The organism is Nocardia sp. XZ_19_231 (genome assembly GCF_015355705.1).
GTDB lineage: Bacteria > Actinomycetota > Actinomycetes > Mycobacteriales > Mycobacteriaceae > Nocardia > Nocardia salmonicida.
Genome location: NZ_JACUZI010000006.1, coordinates 224,054 through 248,192, shown reverse-complemented (window position 1 = coordinate 248,192; position 24,139 = coordinate 224,054). Strand labels below are relative to the sequence as shown.

The following is a 24,139-nucleotide window of genomic DNA, read 5'->3' as shown; positions in this document are numbered from 1 at the left end:
GTGGCCGCGACGGTCTTCTACCTCGACGAGGTGCCCGAACCGGGTGCCGTCGCGGTGCTGGACGGTCCGGAGGGTCGCCACGCGGCGACCGTGCGCCGGATCAAGGTCGGCGAGCCGATCACCCTGTCCGACGGGCACGGTGTGCTCGCCGACTCCGAAGTCGTTGCGGCCCAGAAGGATCGCCTGGAGCTCGCGGTCCGTGACCGCCGCCTGGCCACCCCGCCCAGCCCGCAGGTGACCGTGGTGCAGGCCTTGCCCAAGTCCGATCGCTCCGAGCTGGCCGTCGAGTTGATGACCGAGGCAGGCGCGGACCTGATCGTCCCCTGGCAGGCCGCGCGCTGCGTCGCGAATTGGGAGTCCAAGGCCGCCAAGGGAATCGACAAGTGGCGCGCGGCAGCCAAGTCCGCGGCCCGGCAGTCCCGTCGCGCCTACATCCCCGAGATCGCAGGCCTGCACCGCACCCGCGATCTGGTCGAGCTGGTGCGAAAAGCCAAGGCGGACGGCGCGATCGTTGCGGCCCTGCACGAATCCGGCGCGGGCAAGTTCACCGAGCTTGCGCTGGCGCAGGCGAGCGAAGTGGTCTTGATCGTCGGTCCCGAAGGCGGCCTCGACGACGCCGAACTGGCAGCGCTGGAAGAGGCCGGTGCCGACATCGTGCTACTCGGCCCCACCGTGCTGCGCACCTCCACCGCGGCAGCTGTCGCGCTCGGTGCGCTGGGAGCGTTGACTTCGCGCTGGTGAGTCGGAATGGGTCGCCGCATACCACGGGCACATTTTTAACCACTGTGCGGTGTCAGTGCTCGGCGGTAAACTGATCTCATCGAACACCAGGTCGAAACCGGAAGCAGGCTGTAGCCACTTTTGAAGAACTCAGGCGAGATCGGCAACCCCACCAACCCCGTATCAGACATCGGCGCAGGCGGTAACAATGCTGGTCCCGCGGCGCGGACCGTGCGTTCCAGCATCGAGCTCGCCCCGGAGTCGGTTTTCGGTTTCCTCGGCTCGGCCGACCAGAACCTGCGTCAGCTGGAGAAACTGCTCCCGGCCGATATCCATGTCCGCGGCAACACCGTCACCATCACCGGTAAAGCCGGCGATGTGGCGCTGGCCGAACGGGTCATCGAGCAGCTCGTGGCGCTCACCGGCCGCAACCGGGTGATCACCCCCGAGGCAGTTCGCCACACCATCTCGATGCTCACCGACGAGGGCGTGTCCGAATCGCCCGCCGAGGTGCTGAGTCTGGACATCCTGTCGCGGCGCGGCAAGATCATCCGCCCCAAGACGCTCAACCAGAAGCGCTATGTCGACGCCATCGATGACAACACCATCGTGTTCGGCATCGGCCCCGCGGGCACCGGCAAGACCTACCTGGCCATGGCCAAGGCGGTGCAGGCCCTGCAGTCCAAGCAGGTCACCCGCATCATCCTGACCAGGCCCGCGGTCGAGGCGGGCGAGCGGCTCGGCTTCCTGCCCGGCACCCTCAACGACAAGATCGACCCGTACCTGCGTCCGCTCTACGACGCCCTGCACGACATGATGGACCCCGAAGCCATCCCCAAGTTGATGGCGTCAGGTGTCATCGAGGTCGCGCCGCTGGCGTACATGCGTGGTCGCAGCCTCAATGATTCGTTCATCATTCTCGACGAGGCGCAGAACACCACGGCCGAGCAGATGAAGATGTTCCTCACCCGCCTCGGCTTCGGCTCGCGGATGGTGGTCACCGGTGACATCTCGCAGGTCGACCTGCCCAATGGGCAGCGCTCGGGTCTGCGGGCAGCCGCGGAGATCCTCACCGATATCGAAGACATCCACTTCTCGGAGCTCACCAGCGCCGACGTGGTGCGCCACCGGCTGGTCTCCGACATCGTCGACGCCTACGACCGCTTCGAATCCGAGACCCGCGCGGTCCCGGGCCCGCACTACCCGGGCAATCGAGCCCAGCGCAGGGCAGCGGGCCGCACCGACCGTCGCTAACCGGCGGAATCGAGGCGGGACACGATCAAGCTGGCCCGATGCCGCTCCCGGCGGCGTCGGGCCAGCACCGTACCCTGAACAGGTGAGCATCGAGATCGCCAACGAATCGGGCATGGACGTTCCCGAAGAAGACCTGGTCAGCGTCGCACGTTTCGTGATCGCTCGGATGGACGTCCATCCGGCCGCCGAGCTGTCGATGGTGCTCGTCGATCTCGACACCATGGCCGACCTGCACGTGCGCTGGATGGACCTGCCCGGTCCCACCGACGTGATGTCGTTCCCGATGGACGAGCTCGAGCCCGGCGGTCGTCCCGACAGCCCCGAGCCCGGCCCGTCCATGCTCGGCGACATCGTGCTGTGCCCGGAGTTCGCGATGGGTCAGGCACAGAAAGCCGACCATTCGCTCGACCACGAGCTGGCCCTGCTCACCGTGCACGGCGTGCTCCACCTGCTCGGCTACGACCATGCCGAGCCGGAGGAGGAGAAGGAGATGTTCGCGCTGCAGGCCCAGCTGCTCGAGGAGTGGTACGTGAGCCTGCGTGAGGAACAGCGCCGGGTCGAGCTGGCCGAGCGTGACGACCGACTACTCGGCAAGGCAGGTTTCACCGCACCCGGTGAAGGCCCCGCGTGACAGAACTGACCCTGATCTCGCTGGCGATCGTGTTGATCGGCATCGGCGGGGTGTTCGCGGGTGTCGACTCGGCGCTGAACACGGTGTCGCGGGCCAGGCTCGACGACATGGTCCGCGAGGAGCGCTCCGGCGCCGCACGGCTGCGCAAGATCGTCGACGACCGTCCGCGCTATGTGAATCTTGTTGTCCTGCTGCGTATTCTGTGCGAAATCACCGCCACCGTGCTGCTGGCCGCGGCGACCTTGGAACTGTGGAACGAGAGCACGGCACTGCTGGTCACCGCCACGTTGATGGTAGTGGTTTCCTACGTCGTGATCGGCGTCGGCCCGCGTACGCTCGGCCGCCAGCACGCCTACTCGATCGCGTTGGCCGCCGCCGTGCCGTTGCAGATCATCGGCGCCGTGCTCAGCCCGGTCAGTCGTCTGCTCATTCTGCTCGGCAACGCGATCACCCCCGGTAAGGGATTCCGCAACGGCCCCTTCGCTTCCGAGATCGAGCTGCGCGAGGTGGTCGACATGGCCCGCGAGCGCGGCGTGGTAGCCGACGACGAACGCCGGATGATCCAGTCGGTCTTCGAACTCGGCGACACCCCGGCCCGCGCGGTGATGGTGCCGCGCACCGAGATGGTGTGGATCGAGGACGACAAGACCGCCGCCCAGGCGATGTCGCTGGCCGTGCGCTCCGGCCATTCCCGGATCCCGGTGATCGGTGAGAACGTCGACGACGTGTGCGGCGTGGTCTACCTGAAAGACCTCGTGCCCTATGCCGATCGCGCCCGCAAGGTATCGGTGCGCGAGGTCATGCGGCCCGCGATCTTCGTCCCCGATTCCAAGCCGCTCGACGCTCTACTCGACGAGATGCAGCGGCGGCGCAATCACATGGCGCTGCTGGTCGACGAGTACGGCGGCATCGCGGGGCTGGTGACCATCGAGGACGTGCTGGAAGAAATCGTCGGCGAGATCAACGACGAATACGACACCGACGAGACTCCGCCCGTGGAGGACCTCGGTGACGGCCGCTACCGCATCTCGTCGCGGCTGTCGGTGGAGGACCTGGGGGAGCTGTACGGCCTCGACATCGAGGACGACGACGTCGACACCGTCGGCGGGCTGCTCGCGCACGAGCTGGGCCGCGTTCCGCTGCCCGGCTCCAAGGTGACCGTCTACGGGCTGGTGCTGCGCGGCGAAGGTGGCGCCGACGCGCGCGGGCGCATGCGCGTCAACACCGTGCTGGTGCGCCGGGCCGCCGACAAAGCAGACAAAGCAGAGAAGAAGACCGACAAGCCCCGCAAGGGCGCGACCGACGAGGCAACCGCCGACACCGACCAGGTGCGCGTGCCCGACGACAACGGAGAAAACCATGAGTGAACTGGACGCCGAGGACAACAAACTGCTGGTGCTGGCGCGTGGTGCGCTCGGCCGCACCGGAGGCGCGAGCGGCGCCGCGGTGCGCGACACCGACGGGCGCACCTACGCCGCGGGCGAGGTAGCGCTGACCGCTCTGCGCCTGACCGCGTTGCAAGCCGCTGTGGCCGCCGCGATCTCGAGTGGCGCGGAGGGGTTCGAAGCGGCGGTCGTCGTCGCCGGTGACGCCGACGACGCGGGTATCGACGCGGTCCGTGAGGTCTCGCCTTCGGCCTCGATCGTGCGCACCGACCGCACCGGCGCCGTGCTGAGCGAGGTGCACGGTGGCTGACTCCGGCAAGGAATTCCATTCCGGCTTCGTCTGTTTCGTCGGTCGCCCGAACACCGGCAAGTCGACGCTGACCAACGCGCTGGTCGGCACCAAGATCGCGATCACCTCCTCGCGACCGCAGACCACCCGCCACACCATTCGTGGCATCGTGCACCGCGAGAACGCCCAGCTGATCCTGGTCGACACCCCCGGTCTGCACCGCCCGCGCACCCTGCTCGGCCAGCGCCTCAACGACCTGGTCCGCGACACCTATTCCGAGGTCGACCTGATCGCGCTGTGCATCCCGGCCGACGAGAAGATCGGCCCCGGTGACCGCTGGATCGTCGAGCAGATCAAGATGATGGCGCCCAAGACCAAGATCCTCGGCGTGGTCACCAAGATCGACAAGGTGGGTCGCGACGAGATCGCCCATCAGCTGATGGCGCTGGTGAAGCTGCTCGGCCCCGAGTCCGAGGTCATTCCGGTCTCGGCCGTGAAGGGCGAACAGGTCGAGGTGCTCGTCGACCTGATCGCCTCGCAGTTGCCCGAGGGCCCGGCGTTCTACCCCGACGGTGAGATCACCGACGAGCCGGAGGAAACCCTCATGGCCGAGCTGATCCGCGAGGCCGCGCTCGAGGGCGTGCGCGACGAACTGCCGCACTCGCTGGCCGTGGTCATCGAAGACATCGAGCCCTACGCGGCGAACGAGGACATGCTCGAAGTGCATGCCCTGCTGTATGTCGAGCGGCCCAGCCAGAAGGCGATCATCATCGGCAAGAACGGCGCCCGCCTCAAAGAGGTCGGCACCAATGCCCGCAAACAGATCGAGCACATTCTCGGTACTCGCATCTACCTGAACTTGCACGTGAAGGTCGCCAAGGATTGGCAGCGCGACCCGAAACAGCTGGGGAAGCTGGGCTTTTGACCGTTTGAGTGTCGGTGCTTCGGGGTATCGTTCGGCGAACACGCCGGTTCGTTCGGCGTGCTTCACTGAACGTCCGGGGGAGGCCGTGGAAGTGCCCGATGCCAATGATGTCGGCAAGCTGCTCGAGCTGCTGCGGGCGCTGGAGATTCCCGACGCCCGTCCGCGCGTGCTGCGCACCCTGGTACGCGGGCGGCGTGCGCTGCCCCGCCCGATCGTCGAAGTTGTCGGCGTCACCGGGCATACGGCGTTGGTCGGCGAAATCTACAGTTGGCTCAGTGAATCCGATGGCAGGCGAGCGACTCCGCGTGCCAAGATCGACCTGCACGCGCCCGACCTGCCGCGCACCCAGCTCACCCCCGACCTCAACGCGATCGACGCGAGCCCGCACGCCAATGATCAGGAGATCCCGGGCCACTGCCTGCCGATCGTCCAGCATCTGGTGGCCGGTTTCGCCGCCGACGACACCGCGATGGGTGCGATCAAGTTCCCGCGCTACCGCACCGCCGACTGGCTGACCCGCCAGCGGGTGACCTCCGACGAATCCGAGGCGCCCGACGAATTGCGCCGCAGGCTGCCCAAACTGCTGCGCAGCGGTTCGCCGACGAGCCGCTCCGACACCGCCGAAGGTGTTGCGGGCGACACGATTTCACGCGTGGTCTTCGGTGTGCTGGCCCTGTGGCCGGTGCTGCGGTTGTGGCTGTGGGTGTCCGGGCGCATCCCCGGTATGTCGAAGGTGACGCGGTGGTTCCTGCACCAGCGCTACCTGGCGCCCGAATTGTCGGGCAGCTTCCTGGGTTTCGCGTCCCGGCTCACCGCTTCGCATCGGGTCGACGAGAACGAGGAGCAGGTCGCCAAGCTGCTCGTACACGCGTTTCTCGAGGACCTGCGCGACGCCTACAGACGCCGGATCTGGCGCCCGTCGAGTTGGCGGCGCACCGCGTACCCGGTGGCGTTGCTCGGCGGTCTCGCCGAGGGCAGCGACGGTGCGCGCATCCTCACCTGGATCAACGAAATCCGCAACGAGACGGGCCTTTTCGATCCGCTGGTGGTCGTGGCGTTGCGGGACGAGGGGCCGAGTCGCGAGGTCGGCGAGCTCTCGCACATCAGTGATCTGCGCCCACTGCGCACCCTGGAAAGTCTCGCCGACACGCCGTCCCCACAACCGCCCGATCCACTACAGGAGTGGGTGCGCGAGATCGACAACCGGCGCACTCATCGCCAGGCCGACGCGTGGTTCCTGCCGTTGCGCGCGATCCTGCCGCCCGACACCACACCGCGCGTGAGCGACGCCCGATTCCGTGGTCTCGCACTGCCGCCCGCGCCGCCGCTCGCCGCGCGCAGCTGGTTCGTCGGTCTGTGCGTGCTGATCCCGATCGTGATCGCCGTGGCCGCGACGCTGGTCTATTTTCCGCCGCTGCGTGGGGAGCAGTGCTCGCATTGGCCGTGGACCGGCGGTGTCTCGGTGAGTCTGCGCGGCGGTGAATGCGTCGGCTACAGCGACAACCCCCGGCAGACCTTCGCCGACGACCCCGAGCTGTCGGCGATGCAGCGAGAGGTGTTCCGGCTCAACGTCGCCGCGTCCGACGCGCGCGCGAGCAATCCGAACCGCCCCTTGATCTCGCTGGTGTACTTCGCCGGCCTCAGCTACGTCGACACCAATGTGCGCTACCCGCACGCCCAGGTGGAGGAACTCGCCGGTCTGGCGGTGCAGCAGCGCCGCGCGTTACTGGCCTCCGACGAATCGGAACCGTTGCTGCGCATCATCATCGCCAATGGCGGCTCCGATATGCGCCATGCCGGGTGGGTGGTCGACAATCCGCTGCGCGAGCTCGTGGCCGATGACCCCAGCGTGCTCGGCGTCGTCGGAATCGATCGCAGCAACGACGAAACCCGCAGAGCCATCACCCGTCTCGGCGAGCTGGGTGTGCCCGCGGTAGCCACCACGCTGTCCGCGGATGGTCTCGAAGAGGCCTCTCCGCTGTATTTCCAAGCGGCACCGAGCAATAGCGTGCAGGCCCGCCTCGTCGCCGACTATGTGCAGGGCGCTCGCGATCTCACCGGCGCGCCCCGCTACGACAAGGTGGCGATCTATCACCCCGAGGCCGCCGGTGACCTGTACGTGACCACCTTGGTCGAGGACGTGCAGAAGGAACTCACCAAACGCGGGGTAGCGCAGGAGAGTATGAGCTGGCGCGAACAACAGCAGCTCTACCGTTTTCCCGCACCGTGCGAAACGGTCGGATTCGACCGCCGCACCCTGCTGTTCTTCGCGGGCCGCAACGACGACTTCCCCACCTTCGCCAAATCGGTGAGTCGAGGCTGCCTCAGCGGCGCGGGCCCGGCGATCCTCGGCAACGACGCGGTGACCAGGCTGATCACCGATCCGAAAGCCACCGCCGCACTGCCCGCCAACCTCACCGTGCGCTACGTGTCCAAGGCCTCGCCGGTCATGCTCGGCGGCGCCGATTGTGTCAGCGGCATAGGCAAACTCGGCGACCAGCCGGTCCCGTTCGAGCACGAACAGCTGTGCACCGAACTGGCCGGGTTGATCGAAGACCTTCGTGGCTACCCCGGGCTCACCGACTACCGGCCCACCTGGGCAGGCGACCGCACCGGTCTGGCCTTCGACGTGAGCGGCCTGTTCGTCCAAGCTGTGCGCAACAGCCGTGGCGTCCTCGCCGACCTCCCGCCGAACCGCACCGCCATCGCGGTCCAGCTGCGCGAGTCCGACTATCGCGGCGTCACCGGCACTCTCGGCTTCTCGACCAGTCGCGTCGCCGACGGCTCGTCGATCGCGGTCCTGGTCACCACCGCGGTCGGCGGATCCGGCCCGCAGCGCTGCCTGATGATGTTTCCTCGGCAGACCGGCCAGGACGGTTGTCCGTCGGGCACGAAGAGCGATCTCGAAGGGTGGATCGAACCGGGGCGTTAGCGCCCCGGTGAATCACCACCACCGCACGGGACGATTGCGGTCCCAGTGCAGTTCTGACTCCAGCTGGGCCGCAAGAGAAATCAGCAGCGGTTCACTGTCTGCGGTGCCCATCAATTGCGCGCCGATCGGCAGCCCGGATTCGGTGAAGCCTGCCGGCACGTTCACGCTCGGCCAGCCGAGCACGTTCCACGGCCACGTGTACGGGCACGCGGCGGTGATCAGGTTGTTGGTCGCGCCGACGCCGATGCCATCGATCTGTTCCACCTGCGGGGGAGGGGTCGCGGTGGTGGGCGCCAGCACGAGGTCGTAGTCGTCGAAGAACGAACCGATTCGCTTGTGCAGCAGTGGTTCCGCGAGTCGCGCCGCGGCGAGTGCGGGCCCGCTGAGTACTCGGCCGATGTGCGAATTGGCCGTGGTCCGCGGGTCGACAACAGCTCCGCGCATATCCCGGTGCACGCGGCTGATCCCCGCCAGCGAGCGCGGCAGGAAGGACGCGCCGATCATCAACCCGTAGTGCAGGTCCGTCACGGTGACGGTATGGCCGAGCGTGCGCAGAGTGCCCGCCAGCGCGTGCACGGCTGCCGCGATCTGTGGATCGAGCGCGGTCTTGGTCGCGGTGTACGGAATGCTCAGGGAGAGGGCAATTCTGAGCCTGCCGGGGTCGCGCCCGACCGCTGCGCTCGCATCGATCGGCGCGGGCCTGTGCCGGTCGCCGTCGTGCGGTCCGGCGGCGATGTCGAGCAGCATCGCCGCGTCCCGCACGGTGCGCGCGAGCGGGCCGTTGACGGTGAGCCCGTTGAACGCCTCCGCCAGCGGCCAGGTGGAGATGCGCCCACGCTGCGGCTTGATCCCGACCAGGTTCGTCCACGAGGCCGGGATACGCACCGAACCCGCACCATCGGAACCCAGTGCCGCGGGGACCAGTCCGGCCGCGACCGCCGCCGCCGACCCGCCCGATGACCCACCCGGCGTGCGCGTGCGATCCCACGGGTTACGGGTGTATCCGAACGCGTCGCCACTGGTGAACGGCAACTGTCCCAGTTCGCAGGTATTGGCCTTGCCGACGATCACCGCGCCTGCCGCGCGCAACCGGCGCACCGATTCGGCGTCCGCGGTCTTCGGCGCGAATTCCCCACCGCACCCGAACGCGGTGATCTCGCCGCTGATATCGGTGTCGTCCTTGACGGCGATCGGCACACCCAGCAGCGGCAACCGCACACCCGCCGCTACGCGCGCGTCCGCCTCGGCCGCCTCCCGGAGCGCGGCTTCGCGACGCACGACCCGGAACGCGTTGAGCGTCGGCTGCGACGCCTCGATCCGGTCGAGCGCGTCGGCCACGGCCGCAACCGAGGAGATGCTGCCCTCGGCGATCGCCGAGGACAGGTCGGTGAGACCGAGGTCGGCCGAGGAATTCGGCGCGATGTGGTCGGGCGCGGACATGTGAGCTCCATCTCTGCAGGTACTTGGCTCGACGGTAACCCGAAGCTGGTCACCCGTCCACATCCCCTAGGGTGGGTATAGACATACATACTGGATGTATGTAACAGTGGAGGCGTCCAGTATTCGACCAGGGGAGGACCCATGGGAATCAGCTCAGCACTCGGCCCGGCGCACGAGATCGCTCTGTCGTCCGGCCGCATCAGCTATCACGACACCGGCACCGGATCGCCGGTCGTCTTCGTCCACGGACTGCTCGTCAACGCCGATATCTGGCGCGGGGTAGTGCCCGGCCTCGTCGCCGCCGGGCACCGCTGCCTCGCACCCGACTGGCCACTCGGATCCCACACCATCCCGCTGCCCGATGCCGACCTCAGCCCCACCGGCATCGCGGACCTGATCGCCGAATTCCTCGACGCACTCGACCTCACCGATGTCACCGTCGTCGCCAACGACACCGGCGGCGCGCTCACCCAGATCCTGATGACTCGCCGACCGGAACGGATCGGCCGCGTCGTCCTGGCCGCCGTCGACTGTTACGAAGTGTTCCCACCGCAGCCTTTCGCGAGCTTGCTGAAGGTGGCGAAGATTCCTGGCGTGATCCGCCCGCTGCTGGCGCCGATGCGCTTCGAATTCATGCAGCGACTGCCACTCGGATTCGGGATGGTCACCAAACGCGGACTGCCGCAAGAGATTGCGCAGTCCTATTTGGGGCCCGCCCGTCGCAACGCCGCTATCCGCGACGACCTGCGCCGCTTCGCCGCCGGTGTCGACAAGCGATGCACCGTGGCCGCCGCCGAACACTTCGGCACGGTCGATGTCCCGGTGCTGGTGGTCTGGTCGACCGAGGACAAACTGTTCCCGATGGCGCTGGCCGAACGACTGGTCGCCGATCTACCGCGGGCGAGCCTGCGCACCATCGACAATTCCTACACTTTCGTCGCCGAGGACCGGCCGGAGTTGCTCACCGAACTGATCGTGGAGTTCACTCGGCTGCATGCAGCGCCGTAGTCAGGAGGATCGTTCCCGCACTACCCGAGCCGCGCTCGAGCAGGCAGGCCGCAGCCTGTTCGCCGAGCGCGGCTTCGCCGGTACGTCGGCCGAGCAGTTGGTGGCCGCCGCCGGTGTCACCCGCGGCGCCCTGCACCACCACTACGGCGACAAGCGCGGACTGTTCCTCGCCGTCCTCGAACAGGTCGAGACCGAGGCCACCGAGGAGATCGCGAGCGCCGTGGCCGCTGTCGACCGCGCCGACATCATCGGCGGCATGACCGCTGGTCTGGCACGGTTCCTCGATATCTGTGCCCGCCCGGAAATGCTGCGCATCGTGTTGATGGACGCCCCGACCGTGCTCGGCTGGCCCGCCTTCCGTGAATTCGAAGCGCGCCACGGACTCGGCCTCATCACCGCCGAACTGCAACGCGCCACCGACGCGGGCCTGATCCCGGTCGCCCCGGTCCCGGTACTCGCGCAACTACTGCTCAGCGCCATCACCGAAGCCTCGCTCATCGTCGCCCACGCCGATGACCCCGACCGCGCCCGCATCGAAACCCAGCAATCGCTGCTGCTGCTCATCGCCGGTCTGCTCCGATCCTGATCCGTGTCCGTGACGGCGCTGTCGGGCCCGCATGCAAGACTGGCCACGTGCGGTTGTATCGGGATGAGGCGGTTGTGGTTCGCCAGCACAAGCTGGGCGAGGCCGATCGCATCGTCACGCTCCTGACCAGGCAACACGGGCTCGTCAGGGCGGTGGCGAAGGGGGTGCGGCGCACCAAGTCGAAGTTCGGGGCTCGGCTCGAGCCGTTCTCCTACATCGACGTGCAGTTGCACCCGGGTCGCACACTCGACATCGTCACCCAGGTCATCACCGTCGAGGCGTTCGCCTCCGACATCATCGACGACTACGGCCGCTACACCACCGCGTGCGCCATCCTCGAAACCGCCGAACGCCTCGCGGGCGAAGAACGCGCACCCGCCCCGAAGCTGCACGTACTCACCGCGGGCGCCCTGCGTGCCATCGCCGCCAAGCAGCGCCCGCACGAACTGATTCTCGACGCATACCTGTTGCGCGCCATGGGCTTTGCCGGTTGGGCGCCCGCGCTCGACGAATGCGCCCGCTGCGCGACCCCCGGCCCGCACCGCGCCTTCCACGTGGCAGCGGGCGGCGCGGTCTGCGTGCACTGTCGCCCGCCGGGCGCGAGCACGCCTGTCACCGGGGTGCTCGATCTGCTCGTCGCCCTGTTGAAGGGGGAGTGGGCCTACATCGACAGCGTCCCCGAGAATGTCCGCCGCCAGGCCAGCGGTCTCGTCGCCGCCCACCTGCAGTGGCATCTGGAACGTCAGCTGCGCACGCTGCCGCTGATCGAGCGATCCCGCATCGAATCCCCGTCCACGGATCGGTCCGACGCCGCTGTCGTCGGCCGGGTCGGCTGACCGGTCGACGCTCTACACCGACCGCCTCGCTCCTCAATCCGGAGCCCGTGCAGCCCGCACCTGGCGATCAGGCAGGATGGATGCCGTGATCCTGCGTCGTGACTCTTCTCCCGCGAGCAAGCCGGACGGCGGCACCCGCACCGTGCGCCCGCCGTCCCAGCATCCCTCCGGCGCGCGCCCGCCCGCGATCCCGCCGGAGCTCGTGCCCAACCACGTCGCGCTGGTGATGGACGGCAACGGCCGCTGGGCCCAGGAACGTGGCCTGCCGCGCACCGCCGGACACGAGCGCGGCGAGGCCGTGCTCATGGACTCCGTCGAAGGCTGCATCGAGATCGGCGTCAAGTGGCTGTCCGCCTACGCCTTCTCCACCGAGAACTGGCGGCGCAGCCCCGACGAGGTGCGCTTCCTGATGGGCTTCAACCGCGACGTGATCCGCCGCCGCCGTGACGAGATGCACGAGATGGGTGTGCGCGTGCGCTGGGCCGGTCGCCGGCCTCGCCTGTGGCGCAGCGTGATCAAGGAACTCGAGGTGGCCGAAGAGCTCACCAAGGACAACAACGTGATGACGCTGACCATGTGCGTCAACTACGGTGGCCGTGCCGAAATCGCCGATGCCGCAAGGGAAATCGCGCGCCGGGTGGCCGCGGGTGAGATCGACCCGGAGAAGGTCGACGAGACCACCGTCGCGAAATATCTCGACGAACCCGATATGCCCGACGTCGACCTGTTCCTTCGCCCCTCCGGTGAGTTCCGCAGCTCGAACTTTCTGATCTGGCAGGCCGCCTACGCCGAATTCGTCTATCAGGACACGCTTTTCCCCGACTTCGACCGGCGTAACCTGTGGGACGCGTGCCTGGAATACGCCAAGCGCGATCGTCGCTTCGGTGGCGCCAAATGAGCGACAGTCAAGACGGAGCCGACATGGATGCGCTACTCACCCCGGAACTCGACCTGCAGGCGCGGGCCGGTGCCTGCTTGCAGATGCAGGACATCGAAGTCCGCGTCGACTCCGACAGGTCGCTGGGTTTCGAATACGACGGCGCACTGTGCTCGATCCGCGCCGTCACCCTCGCCCCCGGCCTCACCGTGCTGTCCCTGACCAGTGTCCTGGCCTGGGATCGTCCGCTCAAGGCGGCCCTGCACAAGCGCGTCGCCGAGCGCAACAACGAAATCCAGTTCGGCTCGGTCACGCTGATCGCCCGTGGCCAACTGGGCGATGTCATCCTGCGCTACACCTTCCCCGCCGAAGGCCTCGATGACGGGGCCCTCACCACCATGCTGCTGCTGGCCCTGTCCGGCGCGAGCCGAGCCCGTCAGGGGCTTCTCGCGCCCTGATAGCTCCGATCGAGGTTCGAGCGGCGGTGGTGGCGGGGACCGGCCCCGCCACCACCGAAGTCAGCGCTCCGGGTTCCAGGTGATCTTGCCGCCCTGGAAATCCTGGGCCTTGCCGCCCTGGTAGTCGTATTCGTCGCTGGTCGGGTAGCCGTAGCGGCCGCCTTCGCCGCCCGCGCGGATCCAGTCGGCCTGGATGCTGCCCCATACCGCGTGCGCGCCGGTCTTCGATGTCCAGTAGATGGCGCCGGTCGGGAACATGGTGAACTGGCCGTCGCCCTTGCCCGCCGCGGAGACGTCGGTGAGCGGGAAGCCCAGCGGGCTCGATTCCCAGCCGAGCGCAGCCCACTTGTCGAGAATCGGGCCACTGATCTGGTGCGCGCCGGTGCCGACGGACCAGTAGATCGAGCCCTTCTGGAAGTGGTTGAAGCGACCGCCGCCCGACGGGGTGGTCTGCTCGCGGGTGGTCGGGTAGCCGAGCTTGCCCGACTCGTTGCCCGTCTGGGCGAACTTGTCCCGGATCTGGCCCGTCACGGTGTTGGCGTTGGTGCCGGGGTGCCAGTAGATGGCCACGTTGTTGGCGAAGGTCTGGTACTTGCCACCGGCCGCCGCGTCGGCTTCCGGGGAGGTCGGCTCGCCCAGCGCAGACCCGCCCGCCTGGTCGTATTCAGCCTCGATCGCGCCGCCCACCTCGAATCCGCCGATCATCCTGGCCTGCGCGGTGCCTGCCATGGCCGCGGGCAGCGCGGCCGCGACGGTAACTGTCGCCAGCGCGGCCAGGCCGCGTGATCGAAGGGTTCGATGGTGCAATGTCACAGGAAACTCCCTGGTCGGATCGGTATTCAACGATGTCCGGCGCTCGGGACCCCCTCCGGTGCCGCACCCGAACCTACCCGTTGGGAGCCGGTGGCAACAGTGTCGTTTCTCACCTGGGGTGATGCGGTGGTCCCGGCAGCATGATCGCGAGGCCGCGGGCGAATTCGTCCGGTTCGACGTCCCCGAGCAGCAGGTGCTGCAGGATGAAACCGGGCAGCAACCCGATGAGTGTCTTGGCGATCACGTCGGAATCCGTGTCGGGGGGCAGCCAGCCGGTTTCACACAACCGGTCCGCGTACTCGAACCACAGCTCGCGCATCGACGCGATGGCCGCGCGTACCGGGACGGCCGCCTCGGGCGAGACCAGGGCCAGCGCCCACGCCTGCGGGGCCAGTCGCAGCGGCCCTTCGGGTCCACTCCGCTTGACGATCTCGGTGGTCAGCAGCCGGATGACTTCTGCCGGGGGAGGCGGGATCTCGTCGCGGATGATCTCGGCGAGCCGTTCGCGCAACGGCCCCATCGTCCGATTCACGAGCGCGCCGATGATCTCGTTCTTGCTGGTGAAGTACCGATAGACCGCACCCGCCGACATCTGCGATTCGGCGAACACGTCCTGCATCGAGGTCTCGTGGAAGCCCTTGCGGGCGAAGCACAGCTGCGCGGCGTCGAGGATCTGCTGCCTGCGGCGTTCCAGGTGTTCTTCGCTGACTCGGGGCATGGGTCAAAAGTAAAACGAATGTCCGTTCTTGACAAGCGAGGTGGGCGGTGTCACGGTGGAAACACCAAAAAGAACGAACATTCGCTTTAATGGGAGAACCGCATGACGATCACCCGCCGAGCAGTAGCTCTCGGCCTCGCGGCCACCGCGATCCAGGCCATGATGCTGATCGCCTTCGCCTGGCCCGCCGTCAATATCAGCCCGCGCGACCTGCCGATCGCCGTCGCGGGCCCTGCCTCCGCTCAGGTCGCCCAGCAACTGCGGCAGCGCGATCCCGACGCCTTCGAGATCACCACCGTCGCCAACGCGGAGGAGGCGCGAAGCGCGATGGTCGACAACGAGATCTACGGCGCCATCGTCACCGGCAACGGCGCACCGCAGGTCCTGGTCGCCTCCGCCGCCTCGCCTGCCGTGGCCCAGCAGCTCACCGCCGTCGCGCAACAGCTCAGCGGTGTCCCCGCCGCTCCCGTTCAGGACGTGATCGCCATCGACCCCGACGACCAGCGCGGCGCCGGCTTCGGCTCGATGGTCCTGCCTCTCGTCATGTCCGGCATGGCCGCGGGGGTTCTGCTCACCCTGCTGATCCCTGCCTTCGGCGCCCGCTTCGCCGGCCTGGCCGCGTTCGGCATCGCAGGTGGGCTCCTGAGCACCCTGATCTTCCACACCTGGCTCTCGATCCTGCCCGGCTCCTACCTCGAATTGGCCGCTATCGCGGGCCTCGCCTCCTTCGCCGTCGCCGCGGTCATCGTCGGCCTGGCCGCCGCCATCGGCCGCCCCGGCATCGGTATCGGCGCCCTCACCATGCTGCTGATCGGCAACCCGTTCTCCGCCGCGACCTCGGCCCCCGAACTCCTGCCCCAGCCCTGGGGCACCATCGGCCAGGTGCTCCCTCCTGGCGCCGCCGCCTCGCTCCTCCGCTCGGTCGCCTACTTCGACGGTGCCGACGCCATCGCCCCGCTCGCCGTCCTACTCGCCTGGGCAGTAGGCGGTGTCGCCCTCCTCGGCCTCGGCGCCTTGCGCTCCCGCCAGACGAGCGCCCCTACCGCAGCTCCTGAACCGGTGGCCGTCCCCGCCTGACCATCCCCGTGAAACTGCTCCGCACGAAAGCTTTCGTGCGGAGCAGTTTGCTCTGATGTCGACAGGACTCGTTGCGGTGATATGCGGAGGTGCGGCACCTACTCCTTGATCGGTTTGACGGCTTCCGTCAGTTCGTAGGATGTGCTTCGGCCACTCGAGTCCGAGCGTCGCAATGCGCCGAGATCGATGAGTTCGTTGATGTCGCGGAGGGCGGAGGCTTGGGACGTTTTGGTGATGATTGCCCATTTGCGGGTTGTCAGCTTCCCATTGAAACCGTCCAGAATTCGGTTGAGCATTTCTCTCTGACGGGGGTTCATCTCGGTGGTATCCCAGGTGCGCCAGAAGCGGGCTTTCGCGAGCGCTGCGTCGATGGTTCGATCTGCGTTGTCGATTGACTGGCGTAGTGCATCGAGGAACCAGAGCAGCCAGGCGGTGACGTCGAGGTCGCCGCGTTGAGTGCTTTCGAGGATGGAGTAGTAGTTCTTGCGGTCGCGCTGGATCTGAGCGGACAGGCTGTAAAAGCGGCGAGGGCTGCGTTCGGAACGGGCCAAGGCGAGATCGCCTATCGCGCGGGCGATTCTGCCGTTTCCGTCATCGAAGGGATGAATCGTCACGAACCATAGGTGTGCCAGACCGGCTTTCAGCACCGCGGGTTCGGGGGTTTCCGCGTCGAGCCACGTCAGGAATCGATGCATGTCGTCGTCGACGCGGGACGCGGGTGGGGCTTCGAAATGGACTCGCTGCCGACCGTATGGTCCGGAGATCACCTCCATCGGGCCGGTTTCATCGGTTCGCCAGCCGCCCACCCGGATTCGGGAGATGCCGGAGTAGCCGGTGGGAAAGAGTCCGGCGTGCCAGCCGAACAGGCGTTCCGCAGTCACCGGTTGGTCGTGATGGCGGGTTGCATCGAGGATCATGTCGACGACACCGTCGACCCTGCGGTCGGTCGGGGCTGTCGCACCGATATCAACACCGAGCCTGCGAGCGATGGACGATCGGACCGACGCCGCATCGAGTAACTCGCCTTCGATAGCGCTCGATTGCACGACGTCAGTGGTAAGGGCTTCCAAGCCCGCGCGTTCCTGTGTGGCGTCGTCGGCGTGTGTGAGTCGACCGTGCAGGTGCCCCTGCGCGAGCGCGACCTCTGCCGTCGGTTTGGCGAGCAGCGCGGCGTCGTAGGTGAAGTGAGGCCAGTCCGTCGCCTCCCAGATGTACCCACGGTTCGCCATGCAGCGATACTACCGCTTATTCGCTGCATAATTTGAAGCGAATAAGCGTGGTAATCGCTGCATCGGGGGTTTCTCGGTCACCCGGTGCGGTAGTCGTCGGTGCCGAATTCCTGGTGGTAGCGCTGGGCTCGGGTGAGCATGCGGTGGACCCCGGCGATCATGCGGTCGGTGGGGAGGGGTTCGGCGATGATGGGGTCGCCGGTTTTCACGTAGTAGCGGCCGTCGGCGTAGTCCATCCACCAGAAGGTGCGGGCGGGGGTGGGGCGCGAGTCAAGGGCGGGGCCGGAGAGGGCGGAGATTTCGCCGAAGGCTCGACGGGGGCGGTGGAAGATGCGGTTGAGTTGGTCGACGGAGCTGAGGCGGCCCGCTCGGTATTCGAAGTGGTCTTCTTCGGCGGCCAACTGGTCGCGACGGACCTCGATCGGGGGCTTCTTGCCAGGTTTGGTGCGGGGGAGGGCGGCGACCGTCAGGGCGGCTACCTGGGCGGGGGTGCAGTAGGTCAGCGTGACGTTGGCTCCGGTGTCCTCGTCCGCGCCCGGTGCTTGGGTTAGGGTGGCGCCTGCCTCGCCGCGGACCGCGCCGTGGAAGCGAATGATGGTCGAATTATCTTGACCTACATAGCCTTTGGATTCGACTCTGGCTTCGGGGTCGAGCAGGACGGCGATGGCGCGTTCGATCGCCGGATCATATTTTCCGAGCAGGCGCTCCACGGCTTCCTCGCGATGCCGCTTCAGTTCGTCGAATTCGACTATGTCGGTGCGGTATTGGAGGGGGTAGGGGAGACGATCACGCCCGTAGCCGGACCAGAGGATGTCGAATTCGATCCCGGTGAATTCAGCTCGGTGCACTGTCGTTGTCTCCGCCGATCACTGGGGGTACGGTCCGGATCTCGTTCGTGCCGAGCAAGAGCTCGCCGTTCTCCTGGGTGATCAGGTACTCGGGAATGCCCTTGGTGCGTTCGTCATCCGAGCCGCCCCGAGCGCCCGGCGCGCCCATGCCGCCCATTCCCGCGGCGCCGCGACCACTGCCGGCTGCCGTGCCCGCGCGGGTGCCCGCCGCTGCGGCTGCGGCCGCGGCGGGACTGCCCGGTGCGCTCTTTCCCGGGGTGGCGGGGCCGCGTGCGGAGCCGCCGCGGCCACCGTTGGCGCCCCCGCCGGTGGAGCCGCCTCGGCCTCCTGTGGACCCGCCGCCGGGTCGACCCGTGTTCGGAGTGCCGACGCCGGGGGTGGTCGCCGTCGGAGTTGCCGCGGTGGGGGTCGAGGCGGTCGGTGTGCTGGATTGCGGTGCAGCAGTGGAACTTTGTGGGCTGGTTGAGGCGGCCTCGGTGGATTGTGGGGTGGTCGAGGCTGGTTCGGAGTTCGGTTCCGCCGTGGTTGTGTCGGCACCTGGTTCGCCGGTTGACGGGTTCCCGGTCGTAGCGCCGCCGTTCGTACCACCTTGGGCGCCATCGGTATTCGTATCGCCGTTGCTACCGGGCACGCCGCCGTCGTCACTGGCGATCGTCGGTGCGGTGGGCAGAAAGGGGACGCCGACGTCGGTTTGGCCTGCGACCTGGCTGTAGACGGACCGCAGGATCCGGCGCGCCTCCTGGGTGGCCTCTTCGCGGTTGTGATCGTCGACCTTCATCACGCCGTCGGCGGGCAGCGACTTGCCGGTGACGTTGGCGCGCTCGGTGAGGCCGGGCATCAACGCTTGGGTCTGCTCGATTCCGGTGCGCATCTCGTTCAGCTTAAGGCTGATCGCGGTCGCGGCCTGAGACAGTGGGATCGATTGCTGCGCATAGTTGTTCACGGCAGCGACCGCTGCGGACGCTGCCGCGCCTGTCCACCCGCTGTGGCCGCCTGCGCCGGTGACTGTGCGTGCGAACTGCTGGTTGAACCCGGTGAACGTGCCCATCAGCGCGCCGCCGATATTCGCCCATGCGGTGACCGCATCATCGACGAGTTGCGGTTTCATCACCGCGACCGCTGCCTGCATCTGCTCGAGCGTCATGCTGTCGTAGTTGTCGGGGGTGGTGATGTGCGGAGGTTGGGTGTCGCCGTCGAAAATCGTGGAGTAGTTGCCCGATCGCTGGCGGTCGTAGATCTTGGCACGCTCGATGTTCCACTGCTCCTGCGCGGCGATCACCTTGGCCTTGTAGTCCTCGTAGGTCACAGGTGTTCTCCCGTCGCGGAGATCTCGGCGCCGGTCGCTTCGTCCTGCGCGACGAAGTTCGCAATCGCCTTGGCGACAACCTCTTTCGCTGTCTGAACAGCCTCGATGTGCTTCTTGAGGACTTCGTCCAGCGGGCGGTCGCCTCCTGACGCGGTCAGCGAGAACTTCCGCTCCAGCGTCTGACTCGAGTCGAACGAGCCGAAGCCGGAGATATTGCGGACCTGGTCAACCTGGGCGTAAACCTCTTCCAGTCGATCCAGGTGGTCGTCGCAAACCTTGTCCAGATCCTTGCCGACTTCGGGATCGAGCGAGAGCTGACCGGCTTCCGCCTGAACCAAGAGTTGGCTCCACTCGCCGGGGTCGATGCTCAAAAGCATGGTCACCCGCTAGCCCTCGGGAAGGTATTGAGCGAGGCTGTCGGTGAGTCCGCGTACCTCCGGGCACGGCGCAGGCGGCGAGGATGCGCTGACGCGGTTCAGAAGCCTGAACAGGACCGACCCATTCGGGACCTCAACGGCGACAGTGCAACCCAGTTCGTACGTGGATCCGGTTGTCCGAAGTTGGAGCGCCTTGTGCGAGCCCACGGTCGTCTCGGTGAAGTCGGTGAAGTCTGTTCGCGCTCGGGATTCGGCGAGAGTGTGTTCCGACGACAGGACCGAGAACGTGTACTGCTTGGCAGAGTCCTGCCAACTACACGTCTTCCAGCCTGTGAAGTCGACCCCGGCCACCTCGCTCTTTCGACTGCCGACGTTCAGACCGGTCCCGCTGATCGCCGAGTCCGGCAACGAACACGGATCCCACACCTTTGCCTCGGCATCCACCGAAGTAGGACTCGCCGCCACACTCACAGCACTCGTCTGCGGACCAGCCGTCCCCTGCTCCCCACCCCCACATCCAACGACAGCCAACCCCACCGCCCCGAGCATGCCGAACATCCGAACCGCGCTGCCTCGAACTGCCATGCCTTCGTCCCTCCCACAGAACCGGTGCTCGTTCATGACGTCCCCCTCCCGAGATCGTAGTCACTGCAATGCTCATCGCGACAGCTCCGTCCTACTCCGCCGCGCAAGGTGAGGTCGCCGTCATCGAGAACCGCACTTCTTTTGTCGGCCCCACGGAGGTGTCGCGGGACGACGAGACGGTGTAGCCGTGTGAATCTCGGTAGAACCGATTCGCCGGGTCGTCGTCCGGCCGCTGGCTCGGTTCGAGTGTGAATCCCCGTGTGGTCATCGCTTCGAGGTTGGCCAGCGCACGGTCGATGAACTCCTGGGGCGGGTTCACCTCCTCCATCGTGACGCGGACCCGCCACGGCGGCCCTTCCGACATCATCGAGTTGTTGGTTCGACAGCCGACGCCAGAATAGGGCAGAGGGGCGCGTTGGATCCGCACCTGTTGCGGCCAGACGAGTTCGAGATTGTGCTCGACAATCGGACCCGCTTCGGCGACGGTCAGCCCCGTTGTGTCCTTGATCTCCTGGTTGGTCGGACCTTCGTTGATGAAGGCGCTGCACCCGGTCAGAGTCGCGGTGGCAAGCACCGCGAGTGCGGTCATCATCCTCATGTGATGTCGATCTTCTCGCCGAGTTGGGGGTTGTCGGTGACGCGAGGGTTCGCGTACGGGTCGAGGTTCGGGTTACCGAAGGCGTCCGCGAGGGCCGCGGCAGCGGCGGCCTTCGAGGCATCGAATCCTTCCTTGCCACCGTCGCCGTTGTCGCCCAAACCGATGTCGACATATCGTGTTTCGATCCCACGCTCGACGTAGGCTGTCGCGTCCGATCCATTGATGACGCCGACGATGTTCTCGAACGCTGTCGAGCCTGGGTCGTCCCAGTAGTTGCCGTGCCCGTCGCTTCCGAAGACGACCTCGTTCCGGTGGTCGGTAGATTCGTCGCTGTAATAGCCGGTGTCCAGGCGGGTCACGCCGGGTACTTCATCGGGATCGCCACCGAGAACGTCCGAGGCGTGAGGATTGCCGGGCAGATGAATCCCGCCGGGAATGGTCAGCCCGCCCTCCGGGTAGGACTGCACGACGCCGATCAGATCGCCGGGCGCGGTCATGGAATAGCGCTCGACATTCGGGTTCGGATTGTTCCAACCACCGTCGAACACGCCGGTTCCCGCCGACGAGGCATGCAGTACGCGGTCGGCCCGAAGGCCCAACTGCTCGGCCGACCCGACGATCGAGCCGCCGTAGGAATGTCCTACGTAGGAGACCGGCGTTCCAGGTGCGGTCGCCCCTACTTCTCGGTCGATTTCGCGGCCGAAGTCGACGAGGCGAGGTGCCATGTCAGCGGCGAATGCCGGGCTCGGCGCACCATCGGAAAGGCTGGTCAGACTCTGCGGGAAGTCGCCCTCCATGTACAGGAAGATGGGTCCACCCGTCTGATCGGCGAGATTCCATGCGGCGACGTGATTCGACCCCGAACCGTTGAGATTCGTGCTGGTGCCGGGCACATACACCCCGACCCCGGGCGCACCCGCCTTCATCTCACCGATCATCTCGATCATTCGACCGTTGCCCTCGGTGCTGAACATGACGAACTTGCGGTCGACCATGCCCAGTTGCGGTGTCGCCTTGTCTCCGGTCGACGCAGCGGTGGTGTCGAGAGTGCCCGCGCCTTCGGGATTCGGGACCGGCGCCAGCATCGCCTCCAACTGCTTGATCCGGGATTCGTCGCGGTTCGGCTTCGCCTTCTCCGACGTCAGCGCGTTGCGGACGTTGATCTCGTTGGCCTCGATCCGCATCACGAACGGCACCCCGTTCAAGTTGCCCAGCTTCTCCGGCGCCGCGATCACCAGTTGGCGTTGCGCTTCGATACTCAATCCGGCCAGGAAAGTCGCCCGTTCATCCGGCGACATCGCTGCCAACTGGATCGCCACGGCATCCGGATCCTGGACCGACCCGTCGGCAAGAGTGATGTCGGGTTGACCGTCACGCATCGCGCCGAGGTCGCCCACGGATTCGCGCAGACGCGCACCGAACAGATTGTCGAGGCGTTCGATTTCGTCCAACCCACTCAACAGGTTGAGCTGGAAAACCCCTGCGTCGCCTTCCTTGCCCGGATCGGAATGAGTCACCCGCCCGTCGGCGCCGACCGCGAAACCTTGCGCGACCGCGAGGTTCTTCTGTTCCAGCACATAGGTTTTGGAGTGTTTCAGGCCCAGATAGGCATCTTCGGCATCGTCGGCGACCCGCAGCAGCACGGTGCGCACCTCGTACCCGTGATCGACTTCCTCATCGATGCGTCGCGAGGCCGCGTCCTTGGTATGGCCGTGCCAGCTACCCGCCGCCGAGACCGCGCGTGAGCAGTCGTCGACCGAGGACGAGAGGACGTCGGCATTGGCGCGGGCGGCTTCGGCGGCGCGATGCAGGCCCTCGAGATTCCAGGTGTCGAGTTGGGGGATGGTGGGCCGCATCAGCGGGTACCGAGCTTCCCGATCTCGCCCGCTGTCTCGACGTCCTCGGCCTGGATATCGGCCGAGAACTTGTCGACGAGGTCGGCCAACGTCGTGTACCGGGTCGCGATCGAGTCCATCGCCTGCGAAGCCGGGTCGGACAGCCCCCGCACCGCTGCGAGTACGTCACTGCCGTCGCCGGTCGCCTCGCTCGCAGCCGACCAGCTCAGCGCGTCGACTTCGCCCGCCTCCCGACGCCAGGTCGTCGCCATGGTCTTCAACTGATCGGGCTCCACGCCCAAAGTCGGACTCACGATGCCGCCTCCTTCGATGCCGAAGGACTACGCGCCCGTGCGGGCCGGTCCCTTCGTGAAGGTTGGACGGGGCACGCGAAGCGAAGGTTCCGTCATGTGAGGTGAGTCACACTGAGGCGGGTGCGTCCTCGTCCGCGTCGGCCCGGCTGTGCACGCACTCGCGGCAGGTGCCGAAGATCTCGAGTGTGTGGCTCACCTCGGTGAATCCGTGGTCGCTCGCGATCTTCTCGGCCCACGCCTCGACCGTCGGACCCTCGACCTCGACGGTGCGCCCGCAATGGCGGCAGACCAGGTGGTGGTGATGGCCGCTCGAGCACTGGCGGTAAACGGATTCGCCGGAGTCGGTGCGCAGTACGTCGACCATGCTCGCGTCGGCCAGGGACTGCAGAGTGCGATACACCGTGGTCAGGCCGATGTTCTCGCCGCGTTTACGGAGCTCGTCGTGCAATTCCTGCGCCGAACGGAACTCGTCGGTATCGCTGAGCAGGGCCGAGATGGCACTGCGCTGACGGGTGCTGCGAACCCCGACCTGCTTCGCGGAGGTGTTGTCTGCCAACGGTTTACCCTTCCTCGGCATGGGCGACGGCATCGACCACGATATGGGCCAGATGATCGTCGACGAGTTCGTAGAGCACCTCGCGGCCCGAGCGTTCGCCGTGCACGACGCCCGCCGATTTGAGAATGCGCAGATGCTGGCTGACCAGCGGCTGGGTGACGCCGAGTGTGTCGACCAGCTCGTGCACGCAGCGTGGCGACTCGCGCAACTGCAGCACGATGGCGATGCGTACCGGTGCGGCCAGTGCCCGCAGTAGCTCGCCCGCGTCCTCGAGCACCGTGCGCGACGGCACGGCGGCAGGCGCGGGGGAGTGGTACGGGTTGTGCGGGTGCGCGGGCGCAGCCTCGGTGGTCATGAACCAACTCCTTATTGGAAACAGATTCCATTTTGATATGCATAATTGCGCATGTCAAATGACGCGCCGCGCGGACACCTCGGCTGCTGCAAACCCACTGGACGGGTCCCGATACGCTGGACCCACTTACGTACGGTAGGCCGCATCGAACACCGGTACGGCATGCCGAACAATTCCGACTCGCAGT

General features: G+C 66.9%; 26 protein-coding genes. 13 read left to right on the top strand and 13 right to left on the bottom strand.

Annotated elements, in window-relative coordinates; genetic code table 11:
- From IBJ82_RS26335 to IBJ82_RS26305, 7 genes are all read left to right on the top strand, one after another.
- Positions 1-741 (top strand): 16S rRNA (uracil(1498)-N(3))-methyltransferase, encoded by a 741-nt coding sequence (locus IBJ82_RS26335; RefSeq protein ID WP_194828665.1) that lies wholly within the window; start codon positions 1-3, stop codon positions 739-741.
- 168 nt (positions 742-909) lie between these two features.
- Positions 910-1,974 (top strand): PhoH family protein, encoded by a 1,065-nt coding sequence (locus tag IBJ82_RS26330; protein WP_194828781.1) that lies wholly within the window; start codon positions 910-912, stop codon positions 1,972-1,974.
- Between the two features lie 82 nt (positions 1,975-2,056).
- Positions 2,057-2,605 (top strand): rRNA maturation RNase YbeY, encoded by a 549-nt coding sequence (gene ybeY, locus IBJ82_RS26325; RefSeq protein WP_194828664.1) that lies wholly within the window; start codon positions 2,057-2,059, stop codon positions 2,603-2,605.
- Positions 2,602-3,972 (top strand): hemolysin family protein, encoded by a 1,371-nt coding sequence (locus IBJ82_RS26320; protein ID WP_194828663.1) that lies wholly within the window; start codon positions 2,602-2,604, stop codon positions 3,970-3,972. The genes ybeY and IBJ82_RS26320 overlap by 4 nt, the downstream gene beginning before the upstream one ends.
- The gene (locus IBJ82_RS26315) at positions 3,965-4,300 is read left to right on the top strand and encodes a hypothetical protein (RefSeq protein ID WP_063003472.1); all 336 of its coding nucleotides are present in this window, start codon (positions 3,965-3,967) and stop codon (positions 4,298-4,300) included. Before IBJ82_RS26320 ends, IBJ82_RS26315 begins: the two co-directional genes overlap by 8 nt.
- The gene (gene era, locus IBJ82_RS26310; RefSeq protein WP_194828662.1) at positions 4,293-5,204 is read left to right on the top strand and encodes a GTPase Era; all 912 of its coding nucleotides are present in this window, start codon (positions 4,293-4,295) and stop codon (positions 5,202-5,204) included. The genes IBJ82_RS26315 and era overlap by 8 nt, the downstream gene beginning before the upstream one ends.
- An 85-nt stretch (positions 5,205-5,289) precedes the next feature.
- Positions 5,290-8,136, top strand: coding sequence for an ABC transporter substrate-binding protein (locus IBJ82_RS26305; RefSeq protein WP_370585488.1), 2,847 nt, complete (start codon positions 5,290-5,292; stop codon positions 8,134-8,136).
- Between the two features lie 12 nt (positions 8,137-8,148).
- Here IBJ82_RS26305 and IBJ82_RS26300 read toward each other — a convergent pair whose 3' ends face one another.
- The gene (locus IBJ82_RS26300) at positions 8,149-9,576 is read right to left on the bottom strand and encodes an amidase (RefSeq protein ID WP_194828661.1); all 1,428 of its coding nucleotides are present in this window, start codon (positions 9,574-9,576) and stop codon (positions 8,149-8,151) included.
- 141 nt (positions 9,577-9,717) lie between these two features.
- On the opposite strand from IBJ82_RS26300, the gene IBJ82_RS26295 reads away from it, so the two are divergent.
- The 5 genes from IBJ82_RS26295 to IBJ82_RS26275 all read left to right on the top strand — a co-directional run bounded on the left by IBJ82_RS26295 (position 9,718) and on the right by IBJ82_RS26275 (position 13,341).
- Positions 9,718-10,584, top strand: coding sequence for an alpha/beta fold hydrolase (locus tag IBJ82_RS26295; protein WP_194828660.1), 867 nt, complete (start codon positions 9,718-9,720; stop codon positions 10,582-10,584).
- Positions 10,571-11,170, top strand: a complete 600-nt coding sequence (locus IBJ82_RS26290) for a TetR/AcrR family transcriptional regulator (protein ID WP_062988238.1) — start codon at positions 10,571-10,573, stop codon at positions 11,168-11,170. Before IBJ82_RS26295 ends, IBJ82_RS26290 begins: the two co-directional genes overlap by 14 nt.
- A 47-nt stretch (positions 11,171-11,217) precedes the next feature.
- On the top strand, positions 11,218-12,006 hold the full coding sequence (gene recO / locus IBJ82_RS26285; protein ID WP_194828659.1) for a DNA repair protein RecO: 789 nt from the start codon (positions 11,218-11,220) through the stop codon (positions 12,004-12,006).
- A gap of 76 nt (positions 12,007-12,082) precedes the next feature.
- On the top strand, positions 12,083-12,904 hold the full coding sequence (locus IBJ82_RS26280) for an isoprenyl transferase (protein WP_194828658.1): 822 nt from the start codon (positions 12,083-12,085) through the stop codon (positions 12,902-12,904).
- Positions 12,905-12,987: 83 nt separating this feature from the next.
- Positions 12,988-13,341 (top strand): YbjN domain-containing protein, encoded by a 354-nt coding sequence (locus IBJ82_RS26275; RefSeq protein WP_228537726.1) that lies wholly within the window; start codon positions 12,988-12,990, stop codon positions 13,339-13,341.
- A gap of 60 nt (positions 13,342-13,401) precedes the next feature.
- Here the strand turns inward: IBJ82_RS26275 and IBJ82_RS26270 are convergent, their stop codons facing one another.
- Positions 13,402-14,154 carry an LGFP repeat-containing protein gene (locus tag IBJ82_RS26270; protein WP_370585487.1) on the bottom strand — a complete coding sequence of 251 codons (753 nt, stop codon included), beginning with the start codon at positions 14,152-14,154 and terminating at the stop codon, positions 13,402-13,404.
- Between the two features lie 109 nt (positions 14,155-14,263).
- Positions 14,264-14,872 (bottom strand): TetR/AcrR family transcriptional regulator, encoded by a 609-nt coding sequence (locus tag IBJ82_RS26265; protein ID WP_194828657.1) that lies wholly within the window; start codon positions 14,870-14,872, stop codon positions 14,264-14,266.
- A gap of 102 nt (positions 14,873-14,974) precedes the next feature.
- Here IBJ82_RS26265 and IBJ82_RS26260 point away from each other — a divergent pair, with 102 nt between their 5' ends.
- On the top strand, positions 14,975-15,949 hold the full coding sequence (locus IBJ82_RS26260; protein WP_194828656.1) for a hypothetical protein: 975 nt from the start codon (positions 14,975-14,977) through the stop codon (positions 15,947-15,949).
- Between the two features lie 98 nt (positions 15,950-16,047).
- Here IBJ82_RS26260 and IBJ82_RS26255 read toward each other — a convergent pair whose 3' ends face one another.
- The 10 genes from IBJ82_RS26255 to IBJ82_RS26210 form a co-directional block, all read right to left on the bottom strand.
- Complete coding sequence (locus tag IBJ82_RS26255) at positions 16,048-17,178, bottom strand: Fic family protein (RefSeq protein WP_194828655.1); 1,131 nt, start codon at positions 17,176-17,178, stop codon at positions 16,048-16,050.
- 77 nt (positions 17,179-17,255) lie between these two features.
- Positions 17,256-18,026: an ESX secretion-associated protein EspG gene (locus tag IBJ82_RS26250; protein ID WP_194828654.1), complete on the bottom strand. Its 771-nt coding sequence runs from the start codon at positions 18,024-18,026 to the stop codon at positions 17,256-17,258.
- Entirely contained in the window at positions 18,013-19,332 is a 1,320-nt protein-coding gene (locus tag IBJ82_RS26245) for a hypothetical protein (RefSeq protein WP_194828653.1), read from the bottom strand. Before IBJ82_RS26245 ends, IBJ82_RS26250 begins: the two co-directional genes overlap by 14 nt.
- Positions 19,329-19,709, bottom strand: a complete 381-nt coding sequence (locus tag IBJ82_RS26240; RefSeq protein WP_194828777.1) for a hypothetical protein — start codon at positions 19,707-19,709, stop codon at positions 19,329-19,331. Before IBJ82_RS26240 ends, IBJ82_RS26245 begins: the two co-directional genes overlap by 4 nt.
- Positions 19,710-19,718: 9 nt before the next feature.
- The gene (locus IBJ82_RS26235; protein ID WP_228537725.1) at positions 19,719-20,258 is read right to left on the bottom strand and encodes a DUF3558 domain-containing protein; all 540 of its coding nucleotides are present in this window, start codon (positions 20,256-20,258) and stop codon (positions 19,719-19,721) included.
- 127 nt (positions 20,259-20,385) lie between these two features.
- Positions 20,386-20,883 (bottom strand): hypothetical protein, encoded by a 498-nt coding sequence (locus IBJ82_RS26230; RefSeq protein WP_194828651.1) that lies wholly within the window; start codon positions 20,881-20,883, stop codon positions 20,386-20,388.
- Positions 20,884-20,888: 5 nt separating this feature from the next.
- Positions 20,889-22,748 carry a hypothetical protein gene (locus IBJ82_RS26225; protein ID WP_194828650.1) on the bottom strand — a complete coding sequence of 620 codons (1,860 nt, stop codon included), beginning with the start codon at positions 22,746-22,748 and terminating at the stop codon, positions 20,889-20,891.
- Positions 22,748-23,041, bottom strand: a complete 294-nt coding sequence (locus IBJ82_RS26220) for a type VII secretion target (RefSeq protein WP_370585486.1) — start codon at positions 23,039-23,041, stop codon at positions 22,748-22,750. Before IBJ82_RS26220 ends, IBJ82_RS26225 begins: the two co-directional genes overlap by 1 nt.
- A 106-nt stretch (positions 23,042-23,147) precedes the next feature.
- Positions 23,148-23,618: a Fur family transcriptional regulator gene (locus tag IBJ82_RS26215; protein ID WP_194828649.1), complete on the bottom strand. Its 471-nt coding sequence runs from the start codon at positions 23,616-23,618 to the stop codon at positions 23,148-23,150.
- Entirely contained in the window at positions 23,602-23,952 is a 351-nt protein-coding gene (locus tag IBJ82_RS26210; RefSeq protein WP_056821345.1) for a helix-turn-helix transcriptional regulator, read from the bottom strand. The genes IBJ82_RS26215 and IBJ82_RS26210 overlap by 17 nt, the downstream gene beginning before the upstream one ends.
- Between the last annotated feature and the right edge of the window lie 187 nt (positions 23,953-24,139).

Coding starts and splice junctions, on each gene's coding strand:
- IBJ82_RS26260 (WP_194828656.1), top strand. CDS start 14,975: ATGACGATCACCCGCCGAGCAGTAGCTCTCGGCCTCGCGGCCACCGCG.
- IBJ82_RS26265 (WP_194828657.1), bottom strand. CDS start 14,872: ATGCCCCGAGTCAGCGAAGAACACCTGGAACGCCGCAGGCAGCAGATC.
- IBJ82_RS26210 (WP_056821345.1), bottom strand. CDS start 23,952: ATGACCACCGAGGCTGCGCCCGCGCACCCGCACAACCCGTACCACTCC.
- IBJ82_RS26225 (WP_194828650.1), bottom strand. CDS start 22,748: ATGCGGCCCACCATCCCCCAACTCGACACCTGGAATCTCGAGGGCCTG.
- IBJ82_RS26240 (WP_194828777.1), bottom strand. CDS start 19,709: ATGCTTTTGAGCATCGACCCCGGCGAGTGGAGCCAACTCTTGGTTCAG.
- IBJ82_RS26215 (WP_194828649.1), bottom strand. CDS start 23,618: ATGCCGAGGAAGGGTAAACCGTTGGCAGACAACACCTCCGCGAAGCAG.
- IBJ82_RS26315 (WP_063003472.1), top strand. CDS start 3,965: ATGAGTGAACTGGACGCCGAGGACAACAAACTGCTGGTGCTGGCGCGT.
- IBJ82_RS26275 (WP_228537726.1), top strand. CDS start 12,988: ATGCAGGACATCGAAGTCCGCGTCGACTCCGACAGGTCGCTGGGTTTC.
- IBJ82_RS26290 (WP_062988238.1), top strand. CDS start 10,571: ATGCAGCGCCGTAGTCAGGAGGATCGTTCCCGCACTACCCGAGCCGCG.
- IBJ82_RS26230 (WP_194828651.1), bottom strand. CDS start 20,883: ATGACCGCACTCGCGGTGCTTGCCACCGCGACTCTGACCGGGTGCAGC.
- IBJ82_RS26255 (WP_194828655.1), bottom strand. CDS start 17,178: ATGGCGAACCGTGGGTACATCTGGGAGGCGACGGACTGGCCTCACTTC.
- IBJ82_RS26295 (WP_194828660.1), top strand. CDS start 9,718: ATGGGAATCAGCTCAGCACTCGGCCCGGCGCACGAGATCGCTCTGTCG.
- IBJ82_RS26300 (WP_194828661.1), bottom strand. CDS start 9,576: ATGTCCGCGCCCGACCACATCGCGCCGAATTCCTCGGCCGACCTCGGT.
- IBJ82_RS26280 (WP_194828658.1), top strand. CDS start 12,083: ATGGATGCCGTGATCCTGCGTCGTGACTCTTCTCCCGCGAGCAAGCCG.
- IBJ82_RS26235 (WP_228537725.1), bottom strand. CDS start 20,258: ATGCTCGGGGCGGTGGGGTTGGCTGTCGTTGGATGTGGGGGTGGGGAG.